General features: G+C 65.4%; 22 protein-coding genes. 12 read left to right on the top strand and 10 right to left on the bottom strand.

Translation table 11 applies throughout. From position 1 onward, the window contains the following. Positions 1-3 precede the first annotated feature (3 nt). Genes AAFG50_RS23850 through AAFG50_RS23840 form a run of 3 tightly spaced genes read left to right on the top strand, consistent with a single transcriptional unit; the run spans position 4 to position 2,838 of the window. Positions 4-807, top strand: a complete 804-nt coding sequence (locus tag AAFG50_RS23850) for a YdcF family protein (protein WP_028171661.1) — start codon at positions 4-6, stop codon at positions 805-807. Positions 808-867: 60 nt separating this feature from the next. After that, on the top strand, positions 868-1,650 hold the full coding sequence (locus AAFG50_RS23845; RefSeq protein WP_028171662.1) for a DUF169 domain-containing protein: 783 nt from the start codon (positions 868-870) through the stop codon (positions 1,648-1,650). Positions 1,651-1,659: 9 nt separating this feature from the next. Beyond that, a complete protein-coding gene (locus AAFG50_RS23840; RefSeq protein WP_028171663.1) occupies positions 1,660-2,838 on the top strand; it encodes a saccharopine dehydrogenase NADP-binding domain-containing protein in 1,179 nt (392 codons plus the stop codon). Positions 2,839-2,969: 131 nt separating this feature from the next. Here AAFG50_RS23840 and AAFG50_RS23835 read toward each other — a convergent pair whose 3' ends face one another. Next, complete coding sequence (locus AAFG50_RS23835; RefSeq protein ID WP_028171664.1) at positions 2,970-4,166, bottom strand: FAD-dependent monooxygenase; 1,197 nt, start codon at positions 4,164-4,166, stop codon at positions 2,970-2,972. Positions 4,167-4,313: 147 nt separating this feature from the next. Here AAFG50_RS23835 and AAFG50_RS23830 point away from each other — a divergent pair, with 147 nt between their 5' ends. After that, positions 4,314-4,790, top strand: a complete 477-nt coding sequence (locus AAFG50_RS23830; RefSeq protein ID WP_049832408.1) for a MarR family transcriptional regulator — start codon at positions 4,314-4,316, stop codon at positions 4,788-4,790. Here the strand turns inward: AAFG50_RS23830 and AAFG50_RS23825 are convergent. The 3 genes from AAFG50_RS23825 to AAFG50_RS23815 all read right to left on the bottom strand — a co-directional run bounded on the left by AAFG50_RS23825 (position 4,759) and on the right by AAFG50_RS23815 (position 8,992). Beyond that, positions 4,759-6,015 carry an O-antigen ligase family protein gene (locus AAFG50_RS23825; protein ID WP_028171666.1) on the bottom strand — a complete coding sequence of 419 codons (1,257 nt, stop codon included), beginning with the start codon at positions 6,013-6,015 and terminating at the stop codon, positions 4,759-4,761. The genes AAFG50_RS23830 and AAFG50_RS23825 overlap by 32 nt on opposite strands. Positions 6,016-6,193: 178 nt before the next feature. Continuing rightward, positions 6,194-7,741 (bottom strand): undecaprenyl-phosphate glucose phosphotransferase, encoded by a 1,548-nt coding sequence (locus AAFG50_RS23820; protein WP_028171667.1) that lies wholly within the window; start codon positions 7,739-7,741, stop codon positions 6,194-6,196. A gap of 117 nt (positions 7,742-7,858) precedes the next feature. Further along, positions 7,859-8,992, bottom strand: a complete 1,134-nt coding sequence (locus AAFG50_RS23815) for a glycosyltransferase family 4 protein (protein ID WP_028171668.1) — start codon at positions 8,990-8,992, stop codon at positions 7,859-7,861. Between the two features lie 201 nt (positions 8,993-9,193). On the opposite strand from AAFG50_RS23815, the gene AAFG50_RS23810 reads away from it, so the two are divergent. Continuing rightward, positions 9,194-11,464 (top strand): exopolysaccharide transport family protein, encoded by a 2,271-nt coding sequence (locus tag AAFG50_RS23810; RefSeq protein ID WP_028171669.1) that lies wholly within the window; start codon positions 9,194-9,196, stop codon positions 11,462-11,464. 211 nt (positions 11,465-11,675) lie between these two features. On the opposite strand, the gene AAFG50_RS23805 is transcribed toward AAFG50_RS23810, so the two are convergent. Beyond that, positions 11,676-12,857, bottom strand: coding sequence for a GNAT family N-acetyltransferase (locus tag AAFG50_RS23805; protein ID WP_028171670.1), 1,182 nt, complete (start codon positions 12,855-12,857; stop codon positions 11,676-11,678). Between the two features lie 130 nt (positions 12,858-12,987). On the opposite strand from AAFG50_RS23805, the gene AAFG50_RS23800 reads away from it, so the two are divergent. Beyond that, entirely contained in the window at positions 12,988-14,028 is a 1,041-nt protein-coding gene (locus AAFG50_RS23800; protein WP_028171671.1) for a polysaccharide deacetylase family protein, read from the top strand. A gap of 18 nt (positions 14,029-14,046) precedes the next feature. On the opposite strand, the gene AAFG50_RS23795 is transcribed toward AAFG50_RS23800, so the two are convergent. Continuing rightward, a complete protein-coding gene (locus AAFG50_RS23795) occupies positions 14,047-14,265 on the bottom strand; it encodes a DUF2842 domain-containing protein (RefSeq protein ID WP_011087732.1) in 219 nt (72 codons plus the stop codon). 124 nt (positions 14,266-14,389) lie between these two features. Here AAFG50_RS23795 and AAFG50_RS23790 point away from each other — a divergent pair, with 124 nt between their 5' ends. Next, the gene (locus tag AAFG50_RS23790) at positions 14,390-15,472 is read left to right on the top strand and encodes a COX15/CtaA family protein (protein WP_028171672.1); all 1,083 of its coding nucleotides are present in this window, start codon (positions 14,390-14,392) and stop codon (positions 15,470-15,472) included. A gap of 19 nt (positions 15,473-15,491) precedes the next feature. Here the strand turns inward: AAFG50_RS23790 and AAFG50_RS23785 are convergent, their stop codons facing one another. The 4 genes from AAFG50_RS23785 to AAFG50_RS23770 form a co-directional block, all read right to left on the bottom strand. Continuing rightward, positions 15,492-15,836, bottom strand: a complete 345-nt coding sequence (locus tag AAFG50_RS23785; protein WP_028171673.1) for a hypothetical protein — start codon at positions 15,834-15,836, stop codon at positions 15,492-15,494. A 205-nt stretch (positions 15,837-16,041) separates the two neighbouring features. Continuing rightward, a complete protein-coding gene (locus AAFG50_RS23780) occupies positions 16,042-17,322 on the bottom strand; it encodes an O-acetylhomoserine aminocarboxypropyltransferase (RefSeq protein ID WP_011087730.1) in 1,281 nt (426 codons plus the stop codon). A gap of 138 nt (positions 17,323-17,460) precedes the next feature. Beyond that, entirely contained in the window at positions 17,461-18,045 is a 585-nt protein-coding gene (locus AAFG50_RS23775) for a CoA-binding protein (protein WP_028171674.1), read from the bottom strand. A gap of 131 nt (positions 18,046-18,176) precedes the next feature. Further along, positions 18,177-19,001 carry an enoyl-CoA hydratase gene (locus tag AAFG50_RS23770; protein ID WP_028171675.1) on the bottom strand — a complete coding sequence of 275 codons (825 nt, stop codon included), beginning with the start codon at positions 18,999-19,001 and terminating at the stop codon, positions 18,177-18,179. Between the two features lie 85 nt (positions 19,002-19,086). Here AAFG50_RS23770 and AAFG50_RS23765 point away from each other — a divergent pair, with 85 nt between their 5' ends. The 5 genes from AAFG50_RS23765 (at position 19,087) to AAFG50_RS23745 (ending at position 22,363) form a co-directional block, all read left to right on the top strand. Then, positions 19,087-19,515, top strand: a complete 429-nt coding sequence (locus AAFG50_RS23765) for a PaaI family thioesterase (RefSeq protein ID WP_011087727.1) — start codon at positions 19,087-19,089, stop codon at positions 19,513-19,515. A gap of 158 nt (positions 19,516-19,673) precedes the next feature. Then, complete coding sequence (gene rplM / locus AAFG50_RS23760) at positions 19,674-20,138, top strand: 50S ribosomal protein L13 (RefSeq protein WP_011087726.1); 465 nt, start codon at positions 19,674-19,676, stop codon at positions 20,136-20,138. 1 nt (position 20,139) lies between these two features. Then, the gene (gene rpsI / locus AAFG50_RS23755; RefSeq protein ID WP_011087725.1) at positions 20,140-20,619 is read left to right on the top strand and encodes a 30S ribosomal protein S9; all 480 of its coding nucleotides are present in this window, start codon (positions 20,140-20,142) and stop codon (positions 20,617-20,619) included. A gap of 230 nt (positions 20,620-20,849) precedes the next feature. Further along, positions 20,850-22,070 (top strand): GGDEF domain-containing protein, encoded by a 1,221-nt coding sequence (locus AAFG50_RS23750; protein ID WP_342714007.1) that lies wholly within the window; start codon positions 20,850-20,852, stop codon positions 22,068-22,070. Between the two features lie 56 nt (positions 22,071-22,126). Further along, positions 22,127-22,363, top strand: coding sequence for a hypothetical protein (locus AAFG50_RS23745; protein WP_028171677.1), 237 nt, complete (start codon positions 22,127-22,129; stop codon positions 22,361-22,363). Positions 22,364-22,458 lie beyond the last annotated feature (95 nt).

Here is a 22,458-nt window from a genome sequence, read left to right as displayed (position 1 = left end):
CCCCTGTATTTCGTTCTTTCCAAGACCCTCGGCACGGCGCTGCTGCCGACCAATCTTCTGGTTGAGCTCGGAATCCTGTCGCTGGTGTTGATGCTGACGCGCTTTGCGGCGCTCGGCCGCAAGCTTGCGGTGACCACGCTGGTCCTGCTGGCGCTCGCCGCGTTCTCGCCGCTGGGCAACCTCCTGCTTTATCCGCTGGAGTCGCGCTTTCCGAAGTGGGACCCGTCGCGGGGCGCGCCCGACGGAATCATCGTGCTCGGCGGTTCCGTCGACACCGATCTGTCGGCCGCGCATCGCACGCCGGTGGTCGCGTCCGCAGCCGATCGCATGCTGGCACCGGCCGAGCTCGCGCGCCGCTATCCGAATGCGCGCATCGTCTTCACCGGCGGCTCGGCGAACCTCGTCTCCACCGATGCGAAGGAGGCCGACTACTCCGCGCCGATCCTGGAAAGCCTCGGGATCCCGAAGGAGCGCCTGATCGTCGAGCGGGACTCGCGCAACACCTGGGAGAATGCGGTCTTCACCAAGCAATTGGTGTCGCCGAAGCCGGGCGAGCGCTGGCTCCTGGTGACGTCGGCTTTCCACATGCCGCGCGCGATGGGGATCTTTCACAAGGCCGGATTTGACGTCGAGGCCTATCCGGTGGACTGGCGAATGGGCGGGCGTGACGATCTCTTCGCGTTCACCCATATCGGCAAGGAGGGGCTCGGCAGGACCGACGTCGCCATGCGCGAATGGATCGGCCTGTTGACTTACCGCGTCATGGGCCGGACCGGCGAGTTGCTTCCGGGGCCGGGCAAGGACTAGAACGAGAGGCGCAAAACAAGAACACAGCACCGGCGCACGATCGCCGGCCCGGAGGACGCCATGCAGCAGCAGAGCGCTGAGAACATCGATCTTGCCGGCCTCGTCGCCGATCTCAACAGCCTGTTGCGGCTGAAGACCACGGTGATCGGCATGAAGCTGTTCGCACGCGCCGCGGACATGGAAGCGATCCCGAAAATCCGGCGGCCGAACGCGATCCACACCACCGACCAGATCGTCAGCATGGCCGCGCGTCTGGGGTGGACCGTCGGCATCACCGCCGACGATCTCGTAGGTAGCCAGTGCCGCGCGGTGATCGGCCTTGCGCCGCAGGACGACAAATGGCTCGCCGGCGAAAATTACGTCGGGGTCTGGCACGGCACGGCGGAGGACGCGCGCAAGCGCCAGGAGGCGCTGGACGTGGTGCCGTTCGGGCACTATCAGGCGCTCGCGGTCAGCCCGCTCGCCAGCGGCCGGCTCGATCCGCCCGACATCTGCCTCGTCTATGCGACGCCCGGGCAGATGATCATCCTGATCAACGGGCTGCAATATACCGGCTACAAGAAGTTCGAATGGGGCGTGGTCGGGGAGACCGCTTGCGCGGATTCGTGGGGGCGGGCGCTCAAGACCGGGGAGCCCAGCCTGTCCTTGCCATGCTATGCCGAACGGCGCTATGGCGGCGTGCCGGACGAGGAGATGCTGATGGCCCTGAAGCCCTCGCATCTCGCCAAGGCGATCCTGGGCATGAAGGCGCTGGCGAAGAACGGCCTGCGCTATCCGATTCCGCCCTATGGCATTCAAAGCGACGTCCGTGCCGGCATGGGCGTGAGTTACGCGAAAAAGTAAAGGCCAGTCATGAGCTCTGCGAAATTCGACATCGTCGTCTACGGTGCGACCGGTTTCACCGGCCAGCTCGTCGCCGAATATCTGGCGGCGCATTACAAAGACGACAAGGCGCTGAAATGGGCGATGGCGGGCCGCAGCCTCGACAAGCTGAAATCGGTGCGCGAGGCGATCGGCGCGCCCGCGGATACGCCGCTGATCGTAGCAGATGCGTCCGATGCCGCCTCGCTGAAGGCAATGGTCGCGCAGACCAAGTCGGTGATCACGACGGTCGGTCCGTATCAACTCTATGGCGAAGAGCTGCTCGCGGCCTGCGTCGCTGGCGGCACGGATTATTTCGACCTCTGCGGCGAGCCCGTCTGGATGCGGCAGATGATCGACAAGTACGAGGCGGCGGCCAAGGCGAGCGGCGCGCGCATCGTGTTTTCCTGCGGCTATGATTCCGTGCCGTTCGAGCTCGGTACGTTCTTCGTCCAGGAGGAAGCCAAGCGCGTGTTCGGCGCAGCGGCTGCGCGCGTGAAGGGCCGCGTGCGCGACATGCGCGGGACGTTGTCGGGTGGCACCGCGGCGAGCGCGAAAGCGACCTTCGATGCTGTCGCGAAAGATCTCAGCCTTGTCGCCATTCTCAACGACCACTTCGCGCTGACGCCCGGGTTCACCGGACCAAAGCAGCCGAAGGGCAACAAGGCGGCGTTCGAGGAGGATCTGCAATCCTGGGCCGCGCCGTTCATGATGGCGCTGATCAACACGCGCAACGTCCATCGCTCCAACATGCTGATGGGATTCCCTTACGGCCAGGAGTTCGTCTACGACGAGATGGTCTTGACCGGTCCCGGCGAGAAGGGCGAGGCCAATGCGAAGCGCGTGATGGCCGTCAACGCCGAAAAGACCGGTCCGAAGGCGCCGAAACCGGGTGAGGGGCCGTCGAAGGAAGAGCGGGAGAACGGTCTCTTCAATCTGCTCTATGTCGCGATCGCGCCTGACGGCCGCCAGGTCCGTGCCGGCGTCACCGGCGACCGCGATCCCGGCTACGGCTCGACCTCGAAGATGATCTCGGAATGCGCGATCTGCCTGCTGCGCGACACGCCGGACGTCGCTGCGGGCTTCTGGACGCCGGGCGCAGCGATGCAGCACAAGCTGATCAAGCGGCTGCAGGATCATGCGGGGCTGACGTTCGAGGTGGAGGGGTAGGGCCGCATCACGGACGCTGTCATGCCCCGCGAAGGCGGGGCATCCAGTACGCCGCGACTTCTCCGTATCCCATCGCTGTCTCTGGAATACTGGATCGCCCGCCTTCGCGGGCGATGACACCGTGTTCGGCGCTACACCGCCCGCGCATCATACGCGTACATGAACTCCATGCTCTTCGAGCCCAGCGGCAACAGCCATTTCAGCATCTGATTGCGCATCCACGCGCCGGTGGCGCTGAACTCGCGCTTGCTGTTGCCGTTGCGGCGGGCCATGGCGACGATCTTTTCCGTGCGCGGGCGGCGCTCGGCTTCGAAGGCCTGGAAGGTGGTGCCGAGCTCCTGTCCGTCCTGCATCAGGCGCGCGAGCCGCATCGCGTCCTCCAGCGCGAGCGAGGCGCCCTGGCCGGCATGGGGGCTGGTCGCATGCGCGGCGTCGCCGATCAGCAGCGAGCGCTTGCGCGACCAGGTCGGCAAGGTCGCGACATCGAGCGTGTCGGTGACCACGATGTTCTCGGCCGCCTCGATGATGTCGGGGATCGGATCGTGCCAGCCGCGATGGAAGCCGCGCAGATGCTGCTTCAGTGTCGCCGCATCGAGCGCGCGGAACATCGCCGCGTCCATGCCGTGCGCGGGCTGCGTGCTCCACCACATCACGCCGTCGTTCGGATCCGGGCTGCAATAGCCGTAGCCGAAGAAGCCGCTCTGGCCGAACGTGGTCTCGACGTGCCGGCCGATCGGCCTGCCGTCGAGCACGGCGTGCGGCACGAAGCCGCCGAAGCCGATCAGGCCGGTGTCGAAGGGCCGGGGTCCGTCCGGCACCACCTGGCGTCGCGTGATTGAATGCACGCCGTCTGCGCCGATCAGGAAGTCGCCTTCGGCGGTGGTGCCGTCGGCGAAATAGGCGATGATCGGCTGGTCGCCGCGGTCCTCGATCTTGATCAGGCGCTTCTCGAAATAGAGCGAGACGCAGGCGCACCAGGCCTTGTCGATCAGCATTTCGTTCAGCGTGGCGCGGCAGACGTTCACCGCGGGCTGGCCGAAGCGGCGCTGCATGTCGCGGTTGATCGAGCCGAGCTTTCGGCCTTCCTGCGAATAGAAGTCGAAGGCCTCCGCGACCGAGCCGCGGCTGATCAGCTCGTTCGAAAGCCCGATCTCGTCCATCACATGCATGCCGTTCGGCGCGATCTGAAGGCCGCCGCCGATGCCCTTCGAATAGGGCCAGGTCTCGTAGATCGCGGACTCGATGCCGGCGCGGCGGAGCAGGATGGCGGCGACGGGCCCGGCGATGCCGGCGCCGATGATCAGGGCTTTGCGGGGACGGTTGGACATGGCTTGCTCCCGACGTTTCCGTGGTGCTAGGAGAAATTACGGTCGCTAAATCTCTTAGTGACTAAGATATATATCGACTAAGATATGAGGTCGGCCTTGTCAAGGACGAAGGCGCGCGCGGCGCTGTTGCAGGAGCTCGAGGAGGCGATGCGCCGGTCGTCCGCGCAGGGCGTGCTTTATGGCCAGACCGTTGCGAACGTTGCCGGAATTGCCAATTCCGACCTCGAATGCATGGACATCCTCTATCTCGAGGGACGCGTCACCGCGGGCCGGCTCGCCGAGGTGACAGGCCTCACGACGGGCGCCATCACCGGCGTGATCGACCGGCTCGAGAAGGCTGGCCTCGTGCGCCGCGAACGGGACGAGAAAGACCGCCGCAAGGTCTTCATCGCGGTCGTGCCGGAGGCGGCGATGAAGATCGGCCAGTTCTACGTGCCGATGCAGCAGGCGATGGAGAAGGTCTTTGGCGCCTATTCCGACGAGGAGCTGCGTCTTTTGCTGCGCTTCGCGACTGAGGGCTACAAGGGCGTGCTTGCCGCCACTGAAGCGCTGAAGAGCCTCCTCGACACGCCGCCGGAGAAGCGTCCCGATCTCAAGCTGAAGAAGCTTCGTCGCCAGCCCTAGTCTTATAGACTTGGGCTGCCGCGATCATGCCCCACATCGCGCCCAGCATCATCCAGAAGTGCCGCCAATGGTCGGTGTCGATCACGAAGCTTTCGCCGACGGTGCCGACGAAGGCTGAAAACACGGCGAGATAGGCGCGCTGCCAGGGCACGCGGACGAAGATGTGCCGGAAGCCCGTGATCACCGTGGTGAAGACCAGCGCGGGATAGCACACGCCGGACAGCCAGCCGCCCGACATGAAGGCGTTGAGATAGGAGTTGTGGGTGTCCTCGGGGAAGAAGCGGTGGAATTGCAGGGGGCCGATCCCGAATGGCAGGTCGAGCGCCATCTCCGCACCCAGGATGTGCCGGCCGAACCGGCCGAAGCGGCCTTCGTCATAGCTCTGGTCGAAGCTGGCGCGCTGCTTGAACATCTCGGCGGTGGAATCGAACGACAGCAGCACCGCGATCAGCGCAACGCCCAGCACCGCGGCGACGATCGCCATGACGACGATGCGCGAGCGCTGCGCGTTGGTGCGGCTGGTCAGCACCATCAGCGCCAGCATGAAGGCTGAGGTCAGCGCCAGCCCGCCCCAGGCGGCGCGGGAGAAGGCGAGCAGGATGGCCAGTGACATGATTCCGAAGGCGATGACGTTGCGGAAGGCCTTAGCCGGCTTGTCCGAGACCACGCTCTGGAGCGCGAACAGCGCCGGCAGGATCAGGAAGGCGCCGAGCACGTTCGGGTCCTTGAACGTGCCGCGCGCGCGCCCGTAGAGCGTGAGGAGGTCGTCTCCGCCGGGAATCAGGTGGAAGTAGCCGGCGACCGCCGACAGCGAGGCAATCATCGCGCCGACCACGAGGCCGCGGCGGAGCATATCGAGCCGGGCCGCGGTGTCCTCGGACGTGATCGTGGCGAAGAACACCACGGTCACCGCCATGTACCAGGAGGTTGCGATCCAGCTCACCACCTCGGGCTGATCGCACAGCGGGATCGCGCTGATGGTGTAGCCGACATTGAGCAGGACCAGCATCAGCAGCAGCGGCATCAGCGCGAGTCGCAGGCGCAGGCCGGTGGCGAAGAAGGTGACGGTGGCGAGCAGCGTCACGATCTCGTAGGGGCTGGGTTCGATGAAGACGATGGCGCCGGAGGCGCCGACCAGCCACACCAGCGCGCGCTGGAGGGCCAGCACGCCGGGCGCAGCGCGAACGGCTGCATTCATCTCCCCGGCTGTTGCCGCATACGCCATCACACGCTCACGCTACTCGTACACACAACTTCCGCCGTCATGCCCCGCCTAGTGCGCGCTTGCGCACGGGGGCGGGGCATCCAGTACTCCGCGCCGTCAGTGGCGACGTTCGCCGCCGGCGTTTACTGGATCGCCCGGTCAAGCCGGGCGATGACAGCGCGTTCTTGACGCAAACAACTCAATACGCGTTCTCGTTCTTGGTCAGCAGCGAGATCGGCGTCTTCAGGAGAATGACGAGGTCGAACAGCACCGACCAGTTCTCGATGTAGTAGAGGTCGAACTCGACGCGCTTCTGGATCTTCTCTTCATTGTCGATCTCGCCGCGCCAGCCGTTGATCTGGGCCCAGCCTGAAATGCCGGGCTTGACGCGGTGGCGGGCGAAATAGCCGTCGACGGCCTCGTCGAACAGGCGGCTCTGGAGCTTGCCCTGCACCGCATGCGGGCGCGGGCCGACCAGGGAGAGGTTGCCGGAGAAGACCACGTTGAAGAGCTGCGGCAGCTCGTCGAGGCTGGTCTTGCGGATGAAGCGGCCGACGCGGGTTACGCGCGGATCGTTCTTGGTCACGACCTTCGAGGCCGTCGGATCCGCCTGGTGATGGTACATCGAGCGGAACTTGTAGACGTCGATGCGCTCGTTGTTGAAGCCGAAGCGCTTCTGGCGGAACAGCACCGGGCCGGGGCTGTCGAGCTTCACCGCCAGCGCCACCAGTCCCATCACCGGCAGGGCTGCGAGCAGCGCGAGGCCGCCGACGACACGGTCGAACAGCCATTTCATCACGAGGTCCCAGTCGGTGATCGGCGCCTCGAACACGTCGAGCGTCGGCACTTCGCCGAGATAGGAATAGGAGCGCGGACGGAAGCGCAGCTTGTTGGTGTGGGCGGACAGGCGGATGTCGACCGGCAGCACCCAGAGCTTCTTCAGCATCTCCAGGATGCGCGTTTCCGCCGAGATCGGCAGCGCGAACAGCACGAGATCGACGCGGGTGCGGCGGGCGAACTCGACGATATCGTCGACCTTGCCGAGCTTGCGCGCGCCGGCGCAGGTGTCCAGCGCCCGGCTGTCGTTGCGGTCGTCGAACACGCCGAGTACGTGGATGTCGGAATCGTCCTGCGCCTTCAGTGCCTCCACCAGTTGCTCGCCGTTACTGTCGGAGCCGACGATGATGGTCCGGCGGTCGAGCCGGCCCTCGCGCCCCCAGGCGCGCACCAACGAGCGCAGCACCAGGCGCTCGGCGATGAGCGCTGCGAGCCCGATGAAGTAGAAGGCGGCAAGCCACAGCCGCGATATTTCGCTGCCGAACTTGGCGAAGAAGGAGATGCCGATGAAGAGCAGGAAAACGAATGACCAGGACGAGATCATCCGCGTCATCTGCCGGAGTTGACCGCGGAACAGCTGCACCTGATAGATGTCGGCGGCCTGGAAGCAGACCACGGCGGCGACCGCGACGGCGAGGATCTCCGCCGGATATACCCAGCTGAAGCCGGAAAGCGGCATGACGTAGCCGACATAGACCGCGATGCCGACGAGGCTCAGCAGCGCGAAGTCGGCAAGGCGTACGATGCCGGTGATCACGATCGGCGAATAGGCGCGGGCGACCTTCTGGTTGACGACGTCGAGTGCAGCGGGCGAGAGCCGGCGGCGGCGCTCCACAAAGGGCTGGTCAGCCGGCTTGGCCGCGGCACTGGTCGCGGCATCGAGCATCGAGCGTGCGTTGAGCGGTTCCACGGGCGTCCACGTCCATTCCAAAAACCCGTGGCGCAGCCTTGCACCCCGGGCGAGCATCCCCCGGCACCTCGATTATCGGACAAATCGGAAGAATCTCTAAAGCGACCTTAAGGGTGGTTAATGATTGGCAAATGCGTCGCGATAGCCCGCGATCACGCCGTCAACCATCGCCTGCTGGGAAAAATGCGCGGAGATGCGCTCGCGCAGGGAGGATGCGCGCTGCGCTGTCGCCTGCGGATCGTCGAGTGCGGCCGCAATCGCTTCCGCCATCGCCTCGGCGTTGCTTGCCGCGAACAGGGCCGGGCTCTCCGTGCCGAAGATCTCTGGAATGCCGCCGACGCGCGCGGCGATCATGGGAATGCCGGCCGCGCCCGCCTCGATCACCACATAGGGCATGGAATCGCCGCGCGAGGGAACGACCAGCAGCCGCCCTTTGGAGAAGCCGTAGCGTGCCTTGACGTGGCCGATGAAGCGGATCGCGCCGGAGAGGCCGAGCCTCTCGACCTGCGCCTTCAGCGCTGCCGTCTCCTCGCCGTCGCCGCCGAGCGTGAGGGTGACCTTCTTGCCGCCTTCGTGCAGGCGCGCCACGGCATCGACCAGCAGATCCGCGCCCTTGATGTGCCTGAACTCGCCGACATAGCAGAGGTCGGTGGCATCCTCGGTGGTGACAACAGGCTCGAATTCCTCCGGCGTCACGCCATTGAAGACGCAATGCACCACGCCCTTGGGTGTGCCGACGATGCGCTGATAGGTGTCGCGGGCAAACGCGCTCTCGAACAGGAACAGGTCCGTCGAGTCCATCAGCGAGCGTTCGAGCCGCGCATAGAACTCGCCCTTCAACGTGTTGAGCGGATAGTGCAGTGAGCCGCCATGGGGCGTGTAGATGCGGATGGTGTCATCGGAGCGCCGCCGCATGCGAATGAACGCGCCGGCCTTGGCGCCGTGGCCGTGCATGACATCGGGCTTGAGCTCCGCGATCAGGCGCCGCATCCGAAGCCACACCAGGACATCGTCGGGCGACGGCTCGCGGCGGATCGCCATGCGGTGCACGCCGAGCTTCAGTCGCGGCGCGAGCTCGGCCAGCGCCTTGTCGGCGCGCTCGCCGCCGGTGAGGCGGTCGGCGAGAATCCCGACATGGTGGCCGCGATCGACCTGGCCGTTGGCGACGTCGAGGATGTGGCGGAAGATGCCGCCCACGGGGGCGCGCACGGCGTGCAGGATGCGAAGCGGCCGGTCGGGAGAGGGGGGCATGATCTGAACCAGCGCTCGACGGCGAATGCCGAACAATTTCCGAAATATCGAGACGGATTAAGAGGCCTCGTGGTTAACAAATGGTGACGGGCGCGCGTGTACCCATCGCGGGATTAACGCGATTAACCCAGCGGCAACCTTAATGGAGTGTAATCGCCCCGGTTGAGGTAGCTTGGTGGCGTTGCCCTGCGGGAGTGTTCGATGCGTTTAGCGTTCTGGCGTGCCGGCAAGGACAAGGCGGTGGTCGAGCGGGCTGTTTCGAAGTCCAAAGCCGAAGCCAAGCCCGAAGCCACGCCCAAGGTCGAAGCAAGACCTGCGCCTGCTGTCACCAGGCAGGCGTCCGGTGAATCCGGCGACATCGATCTGCACGCGCTCGGTGGCGCGCTCGCCCGCAAGCGCGGCTGGATCATCGTGCCGACGGTGCTGGCGCTGGTTGCGTCCGTCGCCGCCGTCAATCTCGTGACGCCCCGCTACAAGTCCGAGTCGCGCATCCTCATCGATGGTCGCGAGAACGTATTCCTGCGTCCGAGCAGCGACCGCAGCACCGAGGAGCGGCAGGCGCTCGACCCCGAGGCTGTCACCAGCCAGGTACAGCTCGTGCTGTCGCGCGATCTCGCGCGCGAGATCATCAAGAAGAACAAGCTTGCGGAGCGGCCCGAATTCGATCCGGTGCTGCAAGGCATTTCGCCGCTGAAGTCGCTTGCGGCGCTGGTCGGCATCGGCCGCGATCCGTTCTCGATGACGCCGGAAGAGCGGGTGCTCGACGCCTATTACGATCGCCTCCAGGCCTATGCCGTCGACAAGTCGCGCGTGATCGTGATCGAATTTCAGTCGGCTGACCCGGATCTCGCCGTGCGCGTCGCCAATTCGATCGCCGACGGCTATCTCGTGCTTCAGCAGAATGCGCGCCAGGACCAGGCGCGCAATGCCAGCCAATGGCTCGCGGGCGAGATCGAGAATCTGCGCAAGAAGGTTTCCGACGCCGAAGCGAAGGTCGAGGACTTCCGCTCCAAGTCGTCGCTGTTCGTCGGGACCAACAACACGACGCTGTCGAACCAGCAGATGGGCGAGGTCAATACCCAGCTCAACAACGCGCGCTCGATGAGGGCAGATGCGGAATCCAAGGCGCGGCTGATCAAGGAGATGCTCCAGAGCGGCAAGCCGATCGAGGCGTCCGAGGTGGTGAACTCTGAATTGATGCGGCGGCTGTCCGAGCAACGAGTCACGCTGCGGGCGCAGCTCGCCGAACAGTCGTCGACGTTGCTCGGCAATCACCCGCGGATCAAGGAGCTGAAGGCGCAGCTCGGCGACCTCGACAACCAGATTCGCGACGAAGCGGCCAAGATCTCCCGCTCGCTCGAAAGCGATGCGCGCATCGCCGGTGGCCGGGTCGACGGCCTGACCACGAGCCTCGAGCAGCTCAAGAAGCAGGCGACCTCGACCAACGGCCAGGACGTCCAGCTCCGCGCGCTCGAGCGCGAGGCCAAGGCGCAGCGCGACCTGCTGGAAACGTATCTTGGCAAGTACCGCGAAGCCAGCACCCGCGAGAGCATCGATACGGCGCCGGCGGAGGGCCGCATCATCTCGCGCGCCGTCGTCTCGAACACGCCGGCCTATCCGAAGAAGCTTCCGATCGTCCTGATCGCAACCATCGCGACATTGCTACTCTCGTCCGGTGTCGTCGTCACCGGCGAGCTATTGCGCCAGACCGCGCCGCGCGCTGCGGCTGTCTTTGCTCCGGCGCAGCCGCAGGCACAGGCGGCGGTTCGTCAAGAACCATTCGTCCGGCCGATGGTCGAGCCGGTGGTCGAACCGGTCATGGACGAGCCCGCGCCGCTTCAGCCGGAGATGACGGCCGATGCCGATGTCACCGAGTTTGCAGAGATCGAGCATCTGGCCGACAGGCTGCGCGCCGCGGCGGCAAAGAAGATCACGGTGCTCGGCACCGCGCCAGGCGAAGCCGTCACGCTGTCGGCGCTGACGCTGGCCCGGCACCTGGCGCGCGATGCGCGGGTGGTCGTGGTCGATCTCGCCGCGTCCTCGCCGACGATTGCCGCGGTGTCCGTCGATGCCTCGGCGCCCGGCCTTGCCGAGCTGATGCAGGGCGAAGCCTCGTTTGCGCAGGTGATCACCCGGGACAAGCTGTCGCGGCTGCATCTGGTCATGGCTGGTCGTCCCGGCTTCGACCGCAGCCTGCTGCAATCGCCGCGCGTGACGCTCGCGATCGACGCCTTGCTTCGCGCCTACGACCACGTGCTGCTCGACGCCGGCAGCGCCTCCGACCTGCCGGCAGAATTGCTGACCGCCAATGCCCGCGCCGTCGTGGTGCCCGATGCGTCAATGGAGCCGGATGCGCGCAGGCTGATGAGCGAGCAGCTCAAGGCCGTCGGCTTCAGCGAGGTGACGATGCTGAGTAGGCCGGTCCAGCCGTCGGATGCACGCGAGATGGGACCGCGCGTGGTCGCGGCTTAGTAGATTTTACCCTCTCCCCGTGTGGGCCCCGTGTGGGAGAGGGTGGCTTCGCGAAAGCGAAGCCGGGTGAGACGGGTGAAGGGTCTCTCTCCACGAGTTCGGAATCGTAGGGTGGGCAAAGGCGCACTTGCGCCGTGCCCACCACCCTTCAACGATTGCGGCAGAGGTGGTGGGCACGCTTCGCTTTGCCCACCCTACGTTACTACGAAGTCTACCCGAACGCGCGTCGCAGCCGCTGCGCCAGGTCGAACAGCATCTGGTTCTGCTTCACCAGCCGCTTGCCGTGGCTGAGCGAGGACATCGCCATCGCCGCAAGCTTGCCGCGCGAGGTCAGCGGCACGAAGCTGTCAAAGATGTCCTCGTCGTCCTTGCAGAACATCCGCTTGTAGTCGTCCGAGCCGATGCCGAGGTCGAGCGAGCGGTAGCCGCGCTCGGCGTAGCGGTCGATGATGTAGCGCATCAGGATCAGGCCCGGGCTGTAGCGGGCGTGCTCGGACATGGTGTAGGTGTTGAACATCATCGAGAAGCGCTGGCCGTCGGCGACGCCGGCGAAGATCGCGATCACCTCGTCGTCGCATTCGAGCGCGTGGATGTCGATGACACGGCCGTCGCCGCGCGGCGACAGGCAGGCGCTGCGGACGAACTGTTCGACGCCCGGCTCGGCGAAGACGTTGGGCAGTTTCTGTTCGGCCATCCGCACCGGCTTGACGCGGAAGAACCAGTCGAGCAGGCGGGTGACGTCGGCGTCGTTGGTGGCGAGGTGATAACGATAGCCGGCGAGCGCCTGGAGCTTCTTCTCCTTGCTCTTGAGGCGGCGGCGGAAGGAGTTGCTGATCCGCGACGCGGGCGGGCCGCCCGGCTCCATCACCAGCAGCGGGCAGCCGTTGATCGCACTCTGCCGCGGGAGAGCCGCGAACGGGTTCTGCTGATCGTTCCAGCGCAGCGGCTGCTGCGTCAGCGAGAGCACGTCGACATGCTCGCGCAGCGGCGCGAGCAGTGCGTCGAGATCGGCGGCGACGGCCTGTGCCGCGAACTCGGCGTTCCACAGTCCCATGTTGAAGGTCGTATGCTTGCCGCCCATGAAGCAGGCCGTGCGCACCCCGTGGCCTTGGCGCAGCGAGAGCGGCAGCAGCAGGACCGGTGCATGTTCGGCGTCGCGGGCGATCACGATGAAGGGGCGCGCGCCCTCGCAGCCGCCGACCAGCCGCTGCCAGGGGCTGAGCAGGTCGAAGCGCTGGTAGGGCGTGAAGAGGTGGCCGCTCTCCTCGAGGGCGCGCCAGACCGGCTCGGCCTGATCGAGATCGGTGACGATATCGACCTGCGCGATACGGCTCGCTTTCGACCGCGCTGGCGCTTCTGCCGTCCGGCTTTGCATCGCCGCAGCCATGGTCATTCGCGAAACCTGTCGAGAAATCAAAAATATGCGTAATTCGGCCTGTGGCCGACCTTTGCAAAGAAATGTCAACAAAGGGTAATGACAATAGGCGAGGGAACGGGCCGCCGGCGAGCGCGAAGGTGGGATATTGGCATCCGACGACAGATGGCTGGAACGGCTGCGCCATGAGCTGACCTGGTTCACCGGCCAGGCCGCGCTGCGCAGTCGTGGAGCTGGCGCCATCCTGCGCTTTCAGCACGTGCGGCCGCGGCGGCGCGGCGGATTTCAGCCGCTGCGCGAGAACGAGATCACGCCGCAATTCCTCGACCGTGCCATTCGGGCGCTGAAGCGCTGGAAGTACGACATCCTCGGCATGGACGAGGTTTGCCGGCGTGCAGTGACGCTGCCGGAGAAGCGGCGCTTCGCGGCGCTCACCTTCGACGGCGCCAGCAAAGATCTGATCACGTTCGCCTACCCGGTGCTGGCCCGCCACGCCGTGCCGTTCACGATCTATGTGCCCACCGCGTTTCCCGACGGGGTCGGAGAGGCCTGGTGGCTCGGGCTCGAGCAGGTGATCGCGCGCGAGAGCCGCATCAGCCTGATGATGGGCGAGAAGGAGCAGCGTTTCACAGTCACTGATAATGCCGAGAAGCAGGCGCTGTTCTCGCATCTCGAGATTTGGCTGCGTTCGCTGCCGCCGGCGGATGTGTCGGCTGCGATCGCCGATCTCCGCACGCGCTACCGGATCGATCTGGCTGCGCTCTCGCGCGAAGCGTCGATGGATTGGGAGGATCTGGCGAAGCTCGCGGCCGATCCGCTCGTCACGATTGGCAGCGCGACCGTGAACTATCCCGTTCTCGCCAACATGAAGGACAGTGCGGCGCTGCGTGAGATGACGATGGGCAAGGTGGTTGCGGAAGCGGCCTTCCACCGCGAGATCAGGCATCTCGCTTTTCCGTTCGGCGATCGCGCCTCGTTCCGGCGCAGCCACGTGGTGATGGCGGAGGAGGCGGGCTTTACCAGCGCGGTGTCGGCGATACCAGGCATCGTGGATGCGGAAGGGCGAACCAATCTGCGCGCGCTGCCGCGCATTTCCTGGGATGGCCGGGTGCGCTCGTTGCGCATGCTGCGCGTGCTGGCGTCGGGTGTCGCCTTTGCGCCGGTGAAACCGACCGGCCGCGCGACGTAGGAGCGTTACGTAGAAGCGTTAGGTGGGCTTGGCGCGATCAGGCCGCTGCATCCAGCTCACGATCGGCATCGCCGGCAGCACCCAGCCCATGCCGACCACCACGTAGTAGATCGCCTGCCGCCAGCCGGATTCGGCGATCCACGGCATCTGCGCCGCCGCCATGCCGAGCAGGGCCCAGACGGTAGCCAGCACCAGGAGCAGGATGGCGCCGAGGAACTTGCGGGTGCGGATCGTCATGACGGAATGTCGCGGTCTCTTGCGTAACTTGCGCTGCGGGAGCGGGGGACTATAAGGGGCACGCAGTCCGGTTCAAGCCTCCTGGTTCAAGTCTCTTAGCTACAAGGTTTGGTTTCGCCCTGAAATGACGACGATTTCCGCCCCGTCCGAGCCGTATCGCGCCGTGCGCTGGTGGCTGATTTCCGTGGCCGCGCTGATCGCGCTGATGGTGCTGGTCGGCGGCGCGACGCGGCTGACGGAATCCGGCCTCTCGATCGTCGAATGGAAGCCGGTAACGGGCAGCCTGCCGCCGCTCTCGGCGGCGCAGTGGACCGAGGCGTTCGAGGCCTACAAGAAGATCCCGCAATATCGCGAGCTCAACGCGGGCATGAGCCTGTCCGAGTTCAAGGAGATTTTCTGGTGGGAGTGGAGCCACCGGTTGCTCGGCCGCTTCATCGGCGTCGCTTATCTGTTGCCGTTCCTGTTCTTCCTGTGGCGCGGGGGCTTGTCCCGTGAGTTGAAGCGCAGGCTGTGGCTGCTGTTCGCGCTCGGCGGGCTTCAAGGCGCGGTCGGCTGGTGGATGGTGGCCTCGGGTCTCTCGGAGCGGGTCGAGGTGTCGCAATATCGGCTGGCGACGCATCTTGTGCTCGCGCTGCTGATCTTCGCCGGCATCGTCTGGACGGTGCGGCGGCTCAAGGAGCGGGCGCAGATCGCCGCGCCCGCGCGGCTGCGGTTCACAAGTGCGCTGCTGCTTCTCGTGACCTTCGTGCAGATCTATTTCGGTGCATTGGTCGCGGGCCTGCGCGCGGGCCGCGCCTACAACACCTGGCCTGAGATCGACGGCGCGCTCATTCCCTCCGCCGAGCGGCTGTGGTTCGAGACGCCGTGGTGGCGCAACATGTTCGACAATGTGCTGACGGTGCAGTTCGAGCACCGCATGACGGCCTATGCGCTGTTCGTGTTGGCGGCGCTGCATGCGTTCGACGCGGTGCGTTCGCGCGCGGGTCTGGCTGCGAGCGGCGCGCTCTGGCTGTTTGCGGCGGTGAGCCTGCAAGCGGTGCTCGGCATTCTCACGCTGCTCAACCAGGTGCCGATCGGGCTTGCGCTCGCGCATCAGGCAGTCGCGATCGCGGTCTTGACGCTCGCGGTGATGCAGACGGAACGGCTGGCCTCGCGGCAATCTGCCGAGACGCAGCCGCGCGTGGTTCCGGTCAGTCAGCCCGGCTGATCACCATCAGCCCGGCTGATCAGCAATAGCCGTAGACGCCGCACGCGTAGGGCAGGCGCCAGAAATAGTCGACCTGTTTCCCGCCGTAATACGGGCCCTGATAGTCGTAGTCCCAGGGGCGGCCATAGTAGCCCGGCAGCGTGTGAGAGCCGGGCAGCAGCGGCGTGCCCGGCAGATTGCGGACGTAGCTGCCGATGCCATAGGCCGGCGAGATCAGCGCATCCGGATCGGTCTCGACATAGACGGTTGGCGCCTCCTGCGGCGGCACGGCGGCCCGCCGCTTCGGCGTGGCCGGAAGGTCGGCGGCGAGCGCGCTTGAGAGCGTCAGCATCGCCGCAAGGGCAGGCACCATCCAGCGCAGCATCGTCGGCTCCGAATCAAAGGGCGATCCAAAGACGATGTATGCGGCCGATATGGTTAATGAGTGTTAACTGAGGGGCGGCGCCGCCACCATGCGCCGTCCGTCATTCCGGGGCGGTCCGGTAGGACCGAACCCGGAATCCAGAGATGAGCAAATGACGTCGAGATTCCGGGTTCGGTGCTTCGCACCGCCCCGGAACGACGGGCAACTAAGCCCCCAGCGCCTGTTCCAGATCGGCGATCAGGTCTTCCTTGTCCTCGATGCCGATCGAGAGCCGCACCACGTCGGGGCCGGCGCCGGACTTCACCTTGGCGGCGTCGTCGAGCTGGCTGTGCGTGGTCGAGGCCGGATGGATCACCAGCGAGCGGGTGTCGCCGACATTGGCCAGATGCGAGAACAACTGCAGTTTCGACACCAGGCTGACGCCGGCGTCATAGCCGCCCTTCAGGCTGAAGGTGAACACGGCGCCTGCGCCCTTTGGCGCGTATTTGCGCGCAAGCCGGTTGTACTTGTCGCTGGCAAGGCCCGCGTAGCTGACCGAGGCCACCGCCGGATGGCCGGCGAGGAATTCGGCGACCGCCTTGGCGTTGTCGCAGTGCTTCTGCATGCGCAGCGGCAGCGTCTCGATGCCGGTCAGGATCATGAAGGCGTTGAACGGCGACAGCGCCGGCCCGAGGTCGCGCAAGCCCAGCACGCGGCAGGCGATCGCGAAGGCGAAATTGCCAAAGGTCTCCTGGAGGCGGATGCCGTGATATTCCGGCCGCGGCTCCGACAGCATCGGATATTTGCCGCCGGTCGACCAGTCGAACGTGCCGGCATCGACGATGATGCCGCCGAGCGAATTGCCGTGGCCGCCCAGAAACTTCGTCAGCGAGTGCACGACGATGTCGGCACCGTGATCGATCGGGCGGATCAGGTAGGGCGAGGCCAGCGTGTTGTCGACGATCAGCGGCACGCCCGCCTTGCGCGCCACCGTCGAGACCGCCTCGATGTCGGTGATGCTGCCGCCGGGGTTGGCGATGGACTCGATGAAGATCGCCTTGGTGCGCGGGGTGACGGCGCGCTCGAAGCTGGCGATGTCGTCGGAATCGGCCCACACCACGTTCCAGCCGAAGCTCTTGAACGCATGCGTGAACTGGTTGATCGAGCCGCCATAGAGCTTTCGCGCGGCGATGAACTCGTCGCCGGGCTGGAGCAATTGCTGCAACACCACGACCTGCGCGGCGTGGCCGGAGGCAACGGCCAGCGCCGCCGTGCCGCCTTCGAGCGCCGCGACGCGTTCTTCCAGCACCGCGTTGGTTGGGTTGCCGATGCGGGTATAGATGTTGCCGAACGCCTGCAATCCGAACAGCGAGGCGGCGTGGTCGGCGTCGTTGAAGACGAAAGAGGTCGTTTGATAAATCGGCGTCGCGCGCGCACCGGTCGTGGGGTCGGGCTGTGCACCGGCATGCACGGCGAGGGTTGAAAATCCCGGAAGGCGATCGCTCATTGAGGGCGTCCTGTTCTTGTGGTCTGAAATCGCGCGGCATGCTGATCGGCGCCGCTGCTGCCGTCAAGGCGCGGCTTCACATCGGAACGATCGTTCTGCGTATTGTCGCGTTCGCGAAACGAATCGTTCGCAATTGCGTCAGCTTTGCTCGCTCTTGTTTTTGGCGGCACGATCGGATGCCGCGGTATCGCCACCGCCGACACTCATCCGATTGAGGGAGAGCCGCATACCTTGCGTCGGCGCCGGCGCGCGCTTGGAGCTGAGCGTGCGCGAATTGACGCCCATCCAGGAGATCTCGGACGACAGGCGGCCATATTCGATCTTGGGGCAGCGGTTCATCACGACCTTGATACCGGCCGCTTCCGCCTTCGCCGCCGCGACGTCGTCGCGCGCGCCGAGCTGCATCCAGATCACCTTCGGCAGCGGATCGAGCGTCAGCGCTTCCTCGACCACGGGCATGATGTGACTGGAGTTGCGGAAGATGTCGATCATGTCGACGGGACGGCCGATGTCGGACATCGAGGCGACGAAGGGTTTTCCGAGCAGCTCCTTGCCGACATGGCCGGGATTGACCGGAATCATGTCATAGCCGCGCTGCGCCAGATATTTGAACGCGAAATAGCTCGGCCGCACATTGACCGGCGAGGCGCCGACCATCGCGATCGACTTCACGCTGTTGAGGATGGCGCGGATGTAATTGTCGGGATAGGCGTCGTGGTTCATCTTTTTCTTTCGTTCGTCATTCCGGGGCGGCTCGCAGAGCCGAACCCGGAATCTCGAGATTCTCAGGTGCGCAATTGCGCACCATAGTTCGATGCTCCGCATCGCCCGGAATGACGGTGTGTGAAACGTCGCTATTCATCCCGCCATGTCGGGGGGCGCTTCTCGATGAAGGCGCCGATGCCTTCCTCGGCGTCGCGCGCCATCATGTTCTCGGTCATCACCTCTGCCGCATAGCGATAGGCGTCCGCAAGGCTCATCTCGGCCTGACGGTAGAAGGCCTCCTTGCCGAGTTTGACCGTATAGGCCGATTTGAGTGCGACCTGTTGCGCGAGCTCGATCGCGGCACCGAGTTCGGTGCCGGCGGGCACCACGCGATTGACGAGGCCGATCTCGCGGGCGCGGTCGGCCGTGACAGGCTCGCCCGTCAGCAGCATCTCCATCGCCTGTTTGCGCGGAACGTTGCGCGACAGCGCCACCATCGGCGTCGAGCAGAACAGGCCGATGTCGACGCCGGGCGTGGCGAACTTCGCGTCCTCCGAGGCGATCGCGAGATCGCAGCTTGCGACGAGCTGGCAGCCGGCGGCGGTCGCGATGCCCTGGACGGCGGCGATCACGGGCTTTGGCAGGTGCACGATCGCCTGCATCATCGCGCTGCAGGAATTCATCATCGCGGCGAAATATGCGCGGCCGCGATCGGGGTCGCTGCGGCGCGCGGTCAATTCCTTCATATCGTGGCCGGCGGAGAAGGCCGGACCGTTGGCGGCGATGACGGCGGCGCGGATGCGCTTGTCCTCGGCAATTGCGTTGAAGCTCGCATGCAGCTGGCCGATCATCGCCTCCGACAGGCTGTTGCGCGCGGCGGGGCGGTTCAGCGTGAGCACGGCGACGGTGCCGACGATCTCCCGCAGCAGGATCGGCGGTTCCGGGAAGGGGGGGCGGGCGGGCTGGACGGACATCGAAGCGTTTCCAGTTGGATTATTGCAATTGGATGATGCAGATAACCTAATGTAACAGCGGACCTGAAGCGAGGGTGGGGGTGGCATGGCGTTAGCGAAAATGAGCGTGGCGGAGGTCGAGCAGTTTCTCCGTGACGAGTTTCCCCAGGCCTTCAGTGGCGGCGACATCACGATCGAGAGCGCGGACGGCCAGACCTGCCTTTTGCGCCAGCGCTACAGCGAAAGGATGCTGCGGCCGGGCGGAACCGTGTCCGGCCCGACGCTGATGGCGCTCGCCGATTTTGCGATGTACGTGGTGCTTCTGTCCGCGATCGGGCCGATCGGGCTCGCGGTCACCACCAATCTCAACATCAACTTCCTGCGCAAGGGCCAGCCCGGCCAGGACGTTCTGGCCGAGGCGCGGCTGCTCAAGCTCGGCAAGCGCCTGGCGGTCGGGGAAGTGAACCTCTTGTCCGGCACCTCGCCCGATCCGATCGCCCATGTCACCTCGACCTATTCCATTCCAAATGTTTGAGCTTTTTGCGGGTAATATAGCACCATATTTTTAAGCTGTTGATTTTACGAGCGTAATTTCCGTCTTCGGGCATTGACCGTTGCGCGTCTCTTCTCTAGAAAACCGCGCAGTCCGGTGCGGTGTTCGCGCCGATATCTCCCGTCCACGGAAACTCCGATATGAAAACCTTTTCGGCAAAGCCGGCTGAGGTGACGAAGAAGTGGGTGCTGATCGACGCCAAGGGTCTGGTCGTCGGCCGTCTCGCCACCATCGTCGCCATGCGCCTGCGCGGCAAGCACCTCCCGACCTACACCCCGCACGTTGATTGCGGCGACAACGTCATCATCATCAACGCGCAGCATGCGGTCCTTACCGGTCGCAAGCGCGAGCAGAAGACTTACTACAAGCACACCGGCTATGTCGGCCACGTCAAGGAGCGCACCGCGCGCCAGATCCTCGAGGGCAAGCATCCCGAGCGCGTGCTCGAGAAGGCCGTCGAGCGCATGATTCCGCGTGGTCCGCTCGGTCGCGTGCAGATGGGTAACCTCCGCGTCTACGGCGGGGCCGATCATCCGCACGAGGCGCAGCAGCCCGAGAAGATCGACATCGCCAAGTTGAACCGCAAGAACACGAGGGCCGCATAACATGGCCGAATCCATTCAGTCGCTCGACCAGCTCTCGCAGCTCAAGACGGCGGCCGCGCCCGACGCGCCCAAGCACGAGAAGAAGGTCGACAAGTTCAACCGCGCCTATGCCACCGGCAAGCGCAAGGACGCGGTCGCCCGCGTCTGGATCAAGCCGGGTGCCGGCAAGGTCACGGTCAATTCGCGTGAGGTCGAGGTCTATTTCGCGCGTCCCGTGCTGCGCATGATGATCGAGCAGCCGTTCTCCGTGGCCCAGCGTTCCGGCCAGTACGACGTGATCTGCACCGTCGCCGGCGGCGGTCTGTCCGGCCAGGCCGGCGCCGTCCGTCACGGCATCTCCAAGGCGCTCACCTATTTCGAGCCGGAGCTGCGCACGGTGCTCAAGAAGGGCGGCTTCCTCACCCGCGACAGCCGCGTGGTCGAGCGCAAGAAGTACGGCAAGGCCAAGGCCCGCCGGTCCTTCCAGTTCTCGAAGCGTTAATCGCTTCGGTCACATTCGCCGCGAAAGCGGCTTCAATGAGATGCAAAAGGGCGCTGATTTCAGCGCCCTTTTTGTTGTTCGTTTGTATGCAAATTGACGACGTGTTTCCCGAAAAGTTGGGGCCGCGTGAAAACCTGAATGGAACCCGCGGGAACTTAGCGTCGCCTTTGGAAGGGCGCGCAAATCGGCTGGGCCGGTCGCGTAACTGCTATGTTTTCAAGGGGGCCGACATGATGTCGCTCGATAGCATCACGCTCTATTTGGTTGCCACCATGGTCGCCGCACTGCTCGGCGCCATGATGGTGTTCTTCGGCAGGCAGGAGAACAGTCCTGCGCTGAAATGGTGGGGCACCGCCTATCTCCTCGGCGCGGCCTCGGTCGCGTTGTGGACGGCGGCAGGCGACAGGCTGGGGCCGCATCTCTATCTGGCGTTAAATGCCGTCGGCTTCGTCGCCTGCGGCATGGTGTGGAACGCGGGGCGCGTCTTCCACGGTCGCAAGCCGAACTGGCCCGGCCTCGTGCTCGGCGCGTTCGCATGGGCCGCTGCCGTGACGCTGCTCGATCCCGCGGCGTCCATGCTGCGCATGATCATCGGCGCCGGCATCGTCTCGGTCTATGCCGCGCTGACCGCAAGCGAGCTCTGGGTCGAGCGGCGCAAGAGCCTGCAACGGCGCTGGCCGGCCTTCGTGGTGCCGGTGATGCACGGCTGCGTGCTGATGCTGCCGATCCTGCTCGGCAGCTTCCTCCGCCCGCACGATGCCGGCTTCTCCAGCAGCATCTGGGTCACCGTGTTCGCGGTCGAGCTCGTGCTCTATGCCGTCGGCACCGTGTTCGTGATCTTCATGCTGGTCTCGGAGCGCACCGTCACCGCGCACCGGACCGCCGCGTCCACCGATCCCCTGACCGGTATGCTCAACCGCCGCGGCTTCTCCGAAGCCTGCGGCCGCGTGATCGAGCGCGAGGCCAAGGCCGGGCGTCCCGTGACCGTGATGATCTTCGACATCGACCACTTCAAGTCGATCAACGACCGCTTCGGCCATCCCGCCGGCGACGAGATGCTGAAACTGTTCTCGACCGTGGTCGTCAGCAATCTGCGCATCACCGACATGTCGGGCCGCATCGGCGGCGAGGAATTCGCGGCGTTGCTGCCGTGTTCGCTGGAGGAGGGCGTGCTGGTCGCCGAGCGCGTGCGCGAAGCCTTCGAGACCTCCGGCGTCGTGGTCGATGAGGGCCCGGTCGACACCACCGTCAGCATTGGCGTCGCCGGCGGTCCGGCCGGTACCGAGCTCGAGGTGCTGCTGGCCTCGGCCGACACAGCACTCTACCAGGCCAAGCGTGGCGGCCGAAACCGCGTCGAGGCGGCGGAGGAGCTGCCGTTGTCGCTGGAGAACTGGCGCCGCCAGAGCGCCGCGCGGATCGGCGCGCCGCAGGCGCGTCAGGTCACGGCTTGAGGCAAAGGGCCCTGCGGTAATTCCTTGTTTACCATTCGATCCCTACCATTCCGGTCATGGAATCGATCCGTCGACAGACCCCGCAGGCCGCCCTGATGTCGCTCGAAGCTCAAGCCGCCTCGGCGCGAGGCGGCTTCGCCTGTCTGTTCTCGACCGCGGAGGAATATGAGACGGCGCTGATCACCGAGCGCCGCGCCCAAGGACGCTACACGCAGGGCCGCAGCTATTGGCCGCTCGCGCTGTTCGTCGGTTGCGCGCTCATCGTGGCAGGCACCGTCCTGCTGTTCGCCTGAGAGACCTGCAGTTTCCGGCCAGCCAGGGCGCCATTTCGGCGCCTTTTTCTTTTGGGCGGGGTGCGGTAGACACGCCCGTCAAACAAGAAGGGTGG

The organism is Bradyrhizobium sp. B039, assembly GCF_038965675.1.
Lineage (GTDB): Bacteria > Pseudomonadota > Alphaproteobacteria > Rhizobiales > Xanthobacteraceae > Bradyrhizobium > Bradyrhizobium diazoefficiens.
This window is presented reverse-complemented; position numbering and strand designations above follow the sequence as displayed.

Coding starts and splice junctions, on each gene's coding strand:
- AAFG50_RS23845 (WP_028171662.1), top strand. CDS start 868: ATGCAGCAGCAGAGCGCTGAGAACATCGATCTTGCCGGCCTCGTCGCC.
- AAFG50_RS23840 (WP_028171663.1), top strand. CDS start 1,660: ATGAGCTCTGCGAAATTCGACATCGTCGTCTACGGTGCGACCGGTTTC.
- AAFG50_RS23835 (WP_028171664.1), bottom strand. CDS start 4,166: ATGTCCAACCGTCCCCGCAAAGCCCTGATCATCGGCGCCGGCATCGCC.
- AAFG50_RS23830 (WP_049832408.1), top strand. CDS start 4,314: ATGCGCCGGTCGTCCGCGCAGGGCGTGCTTTATGGCCAGACCGTTGCG.
- AAFG50_RS23825 (WP_028171666.1), bottom strand. CDS start 6,015: ATGGCGTATGCGGCAACAGCCGGGGAGATGAATGCAGCCGTTCGCGCT.
- AAFG50_RS23815 (WP_028171668.1), bottom strand. CDS start 8,992: ATGCCCCCCTCTCCCGACCGGCCGCTTCGCATCCTGCACGCCGTGCGC.
- AAFG50_RS23810 (WP_028171669.1), top strand. CDS start 9,194: ATGCGTTTAGCGTTCTGGCGTGCCGGCAAGGACAAGGCGGTGGTCGAG.
- AAFG50_RS23805 (WP_028171670.1), bottom strand. CDS start 12,857: ATGACCATGGCTGCGGCGATGCAAAGCCGGACGGCAGAAGCGCCAGCG.
- AAFG50_RS23795 (WP_011087732.1), bottom strand. CDS start 14,265: ATGACGATCCGCACCCGCAAGTTCCTCGGCGCCATCCTGCTCCTGGTG.
- AAFG50_RS23790 (WP_028171672.1), top strand. CDS start 14,390: ATGACGACGATTTCCGCCCCGTCCGAGCCGTATCGCGCCGTGCGCTGG.
- AAFG50_RS23785 (WP_028171673.1), bottom strand. CDS start 15,836: ATGCTGCGCTGGATGGTGCCTGCCCTTGCGGCGATGCTGACGCTCTCA.
- AAFG50_RS23780 (WP_011087730.1), bottom strand. CDS start 17,322: ATGAGCGATCGCCTTCCGGGATTTTCAACCCTCGCCGTGCATGCCGGT.
- AAFG50_RS23775 (WP_028171674.1), bottom strand. CDS start 18,045: ATGAACCACGACGCCTATCCCGACAATTACATCCGCGCCATCCTCAAC.
- AAFG50_RS23770 (WP_028171675.1), bottom strand. CDS start 19,001: ATGTCCGTCCAGCCCGCCCGCCCCCCCTTCCCGGAACCGCCGATCCTG.
- AAFG50_RS23765 (WP_011087727.1), top strand. CDS start 19,087: ATGGCGTTAGCGAAAATGAGCGTGGCGGAGGTCGAGCAGTTTCTCCGT.
- rplM (WP_011087726.1), top strand. CDS start 19,674: ATGAAAACCTTTTCGGCAAAGCCGGCTGAGGTGACGAAGAAGTGGGTG.
- rpsI (WP_011087725.1), top strand. CDS start 20,140: ATGGCCGAATCCATTCAGTCGCTCGACCAGCTCTCGCAGCTCAAGACG.
- AAFG50_RS23750 (WP_342714007.1), top strand. CDS start 20,850: ATGATGTCGCTCGATAGCATCACGCTCTATTTGGTTGCCACCATGGTC.
- AAFG50_RS23745 (WP_028171677.1), top strand. CDS start 22,127: ATGGAATCGATCCGTCGACAGACCCCGCAGGCCGCCCTGATGTCGCTC.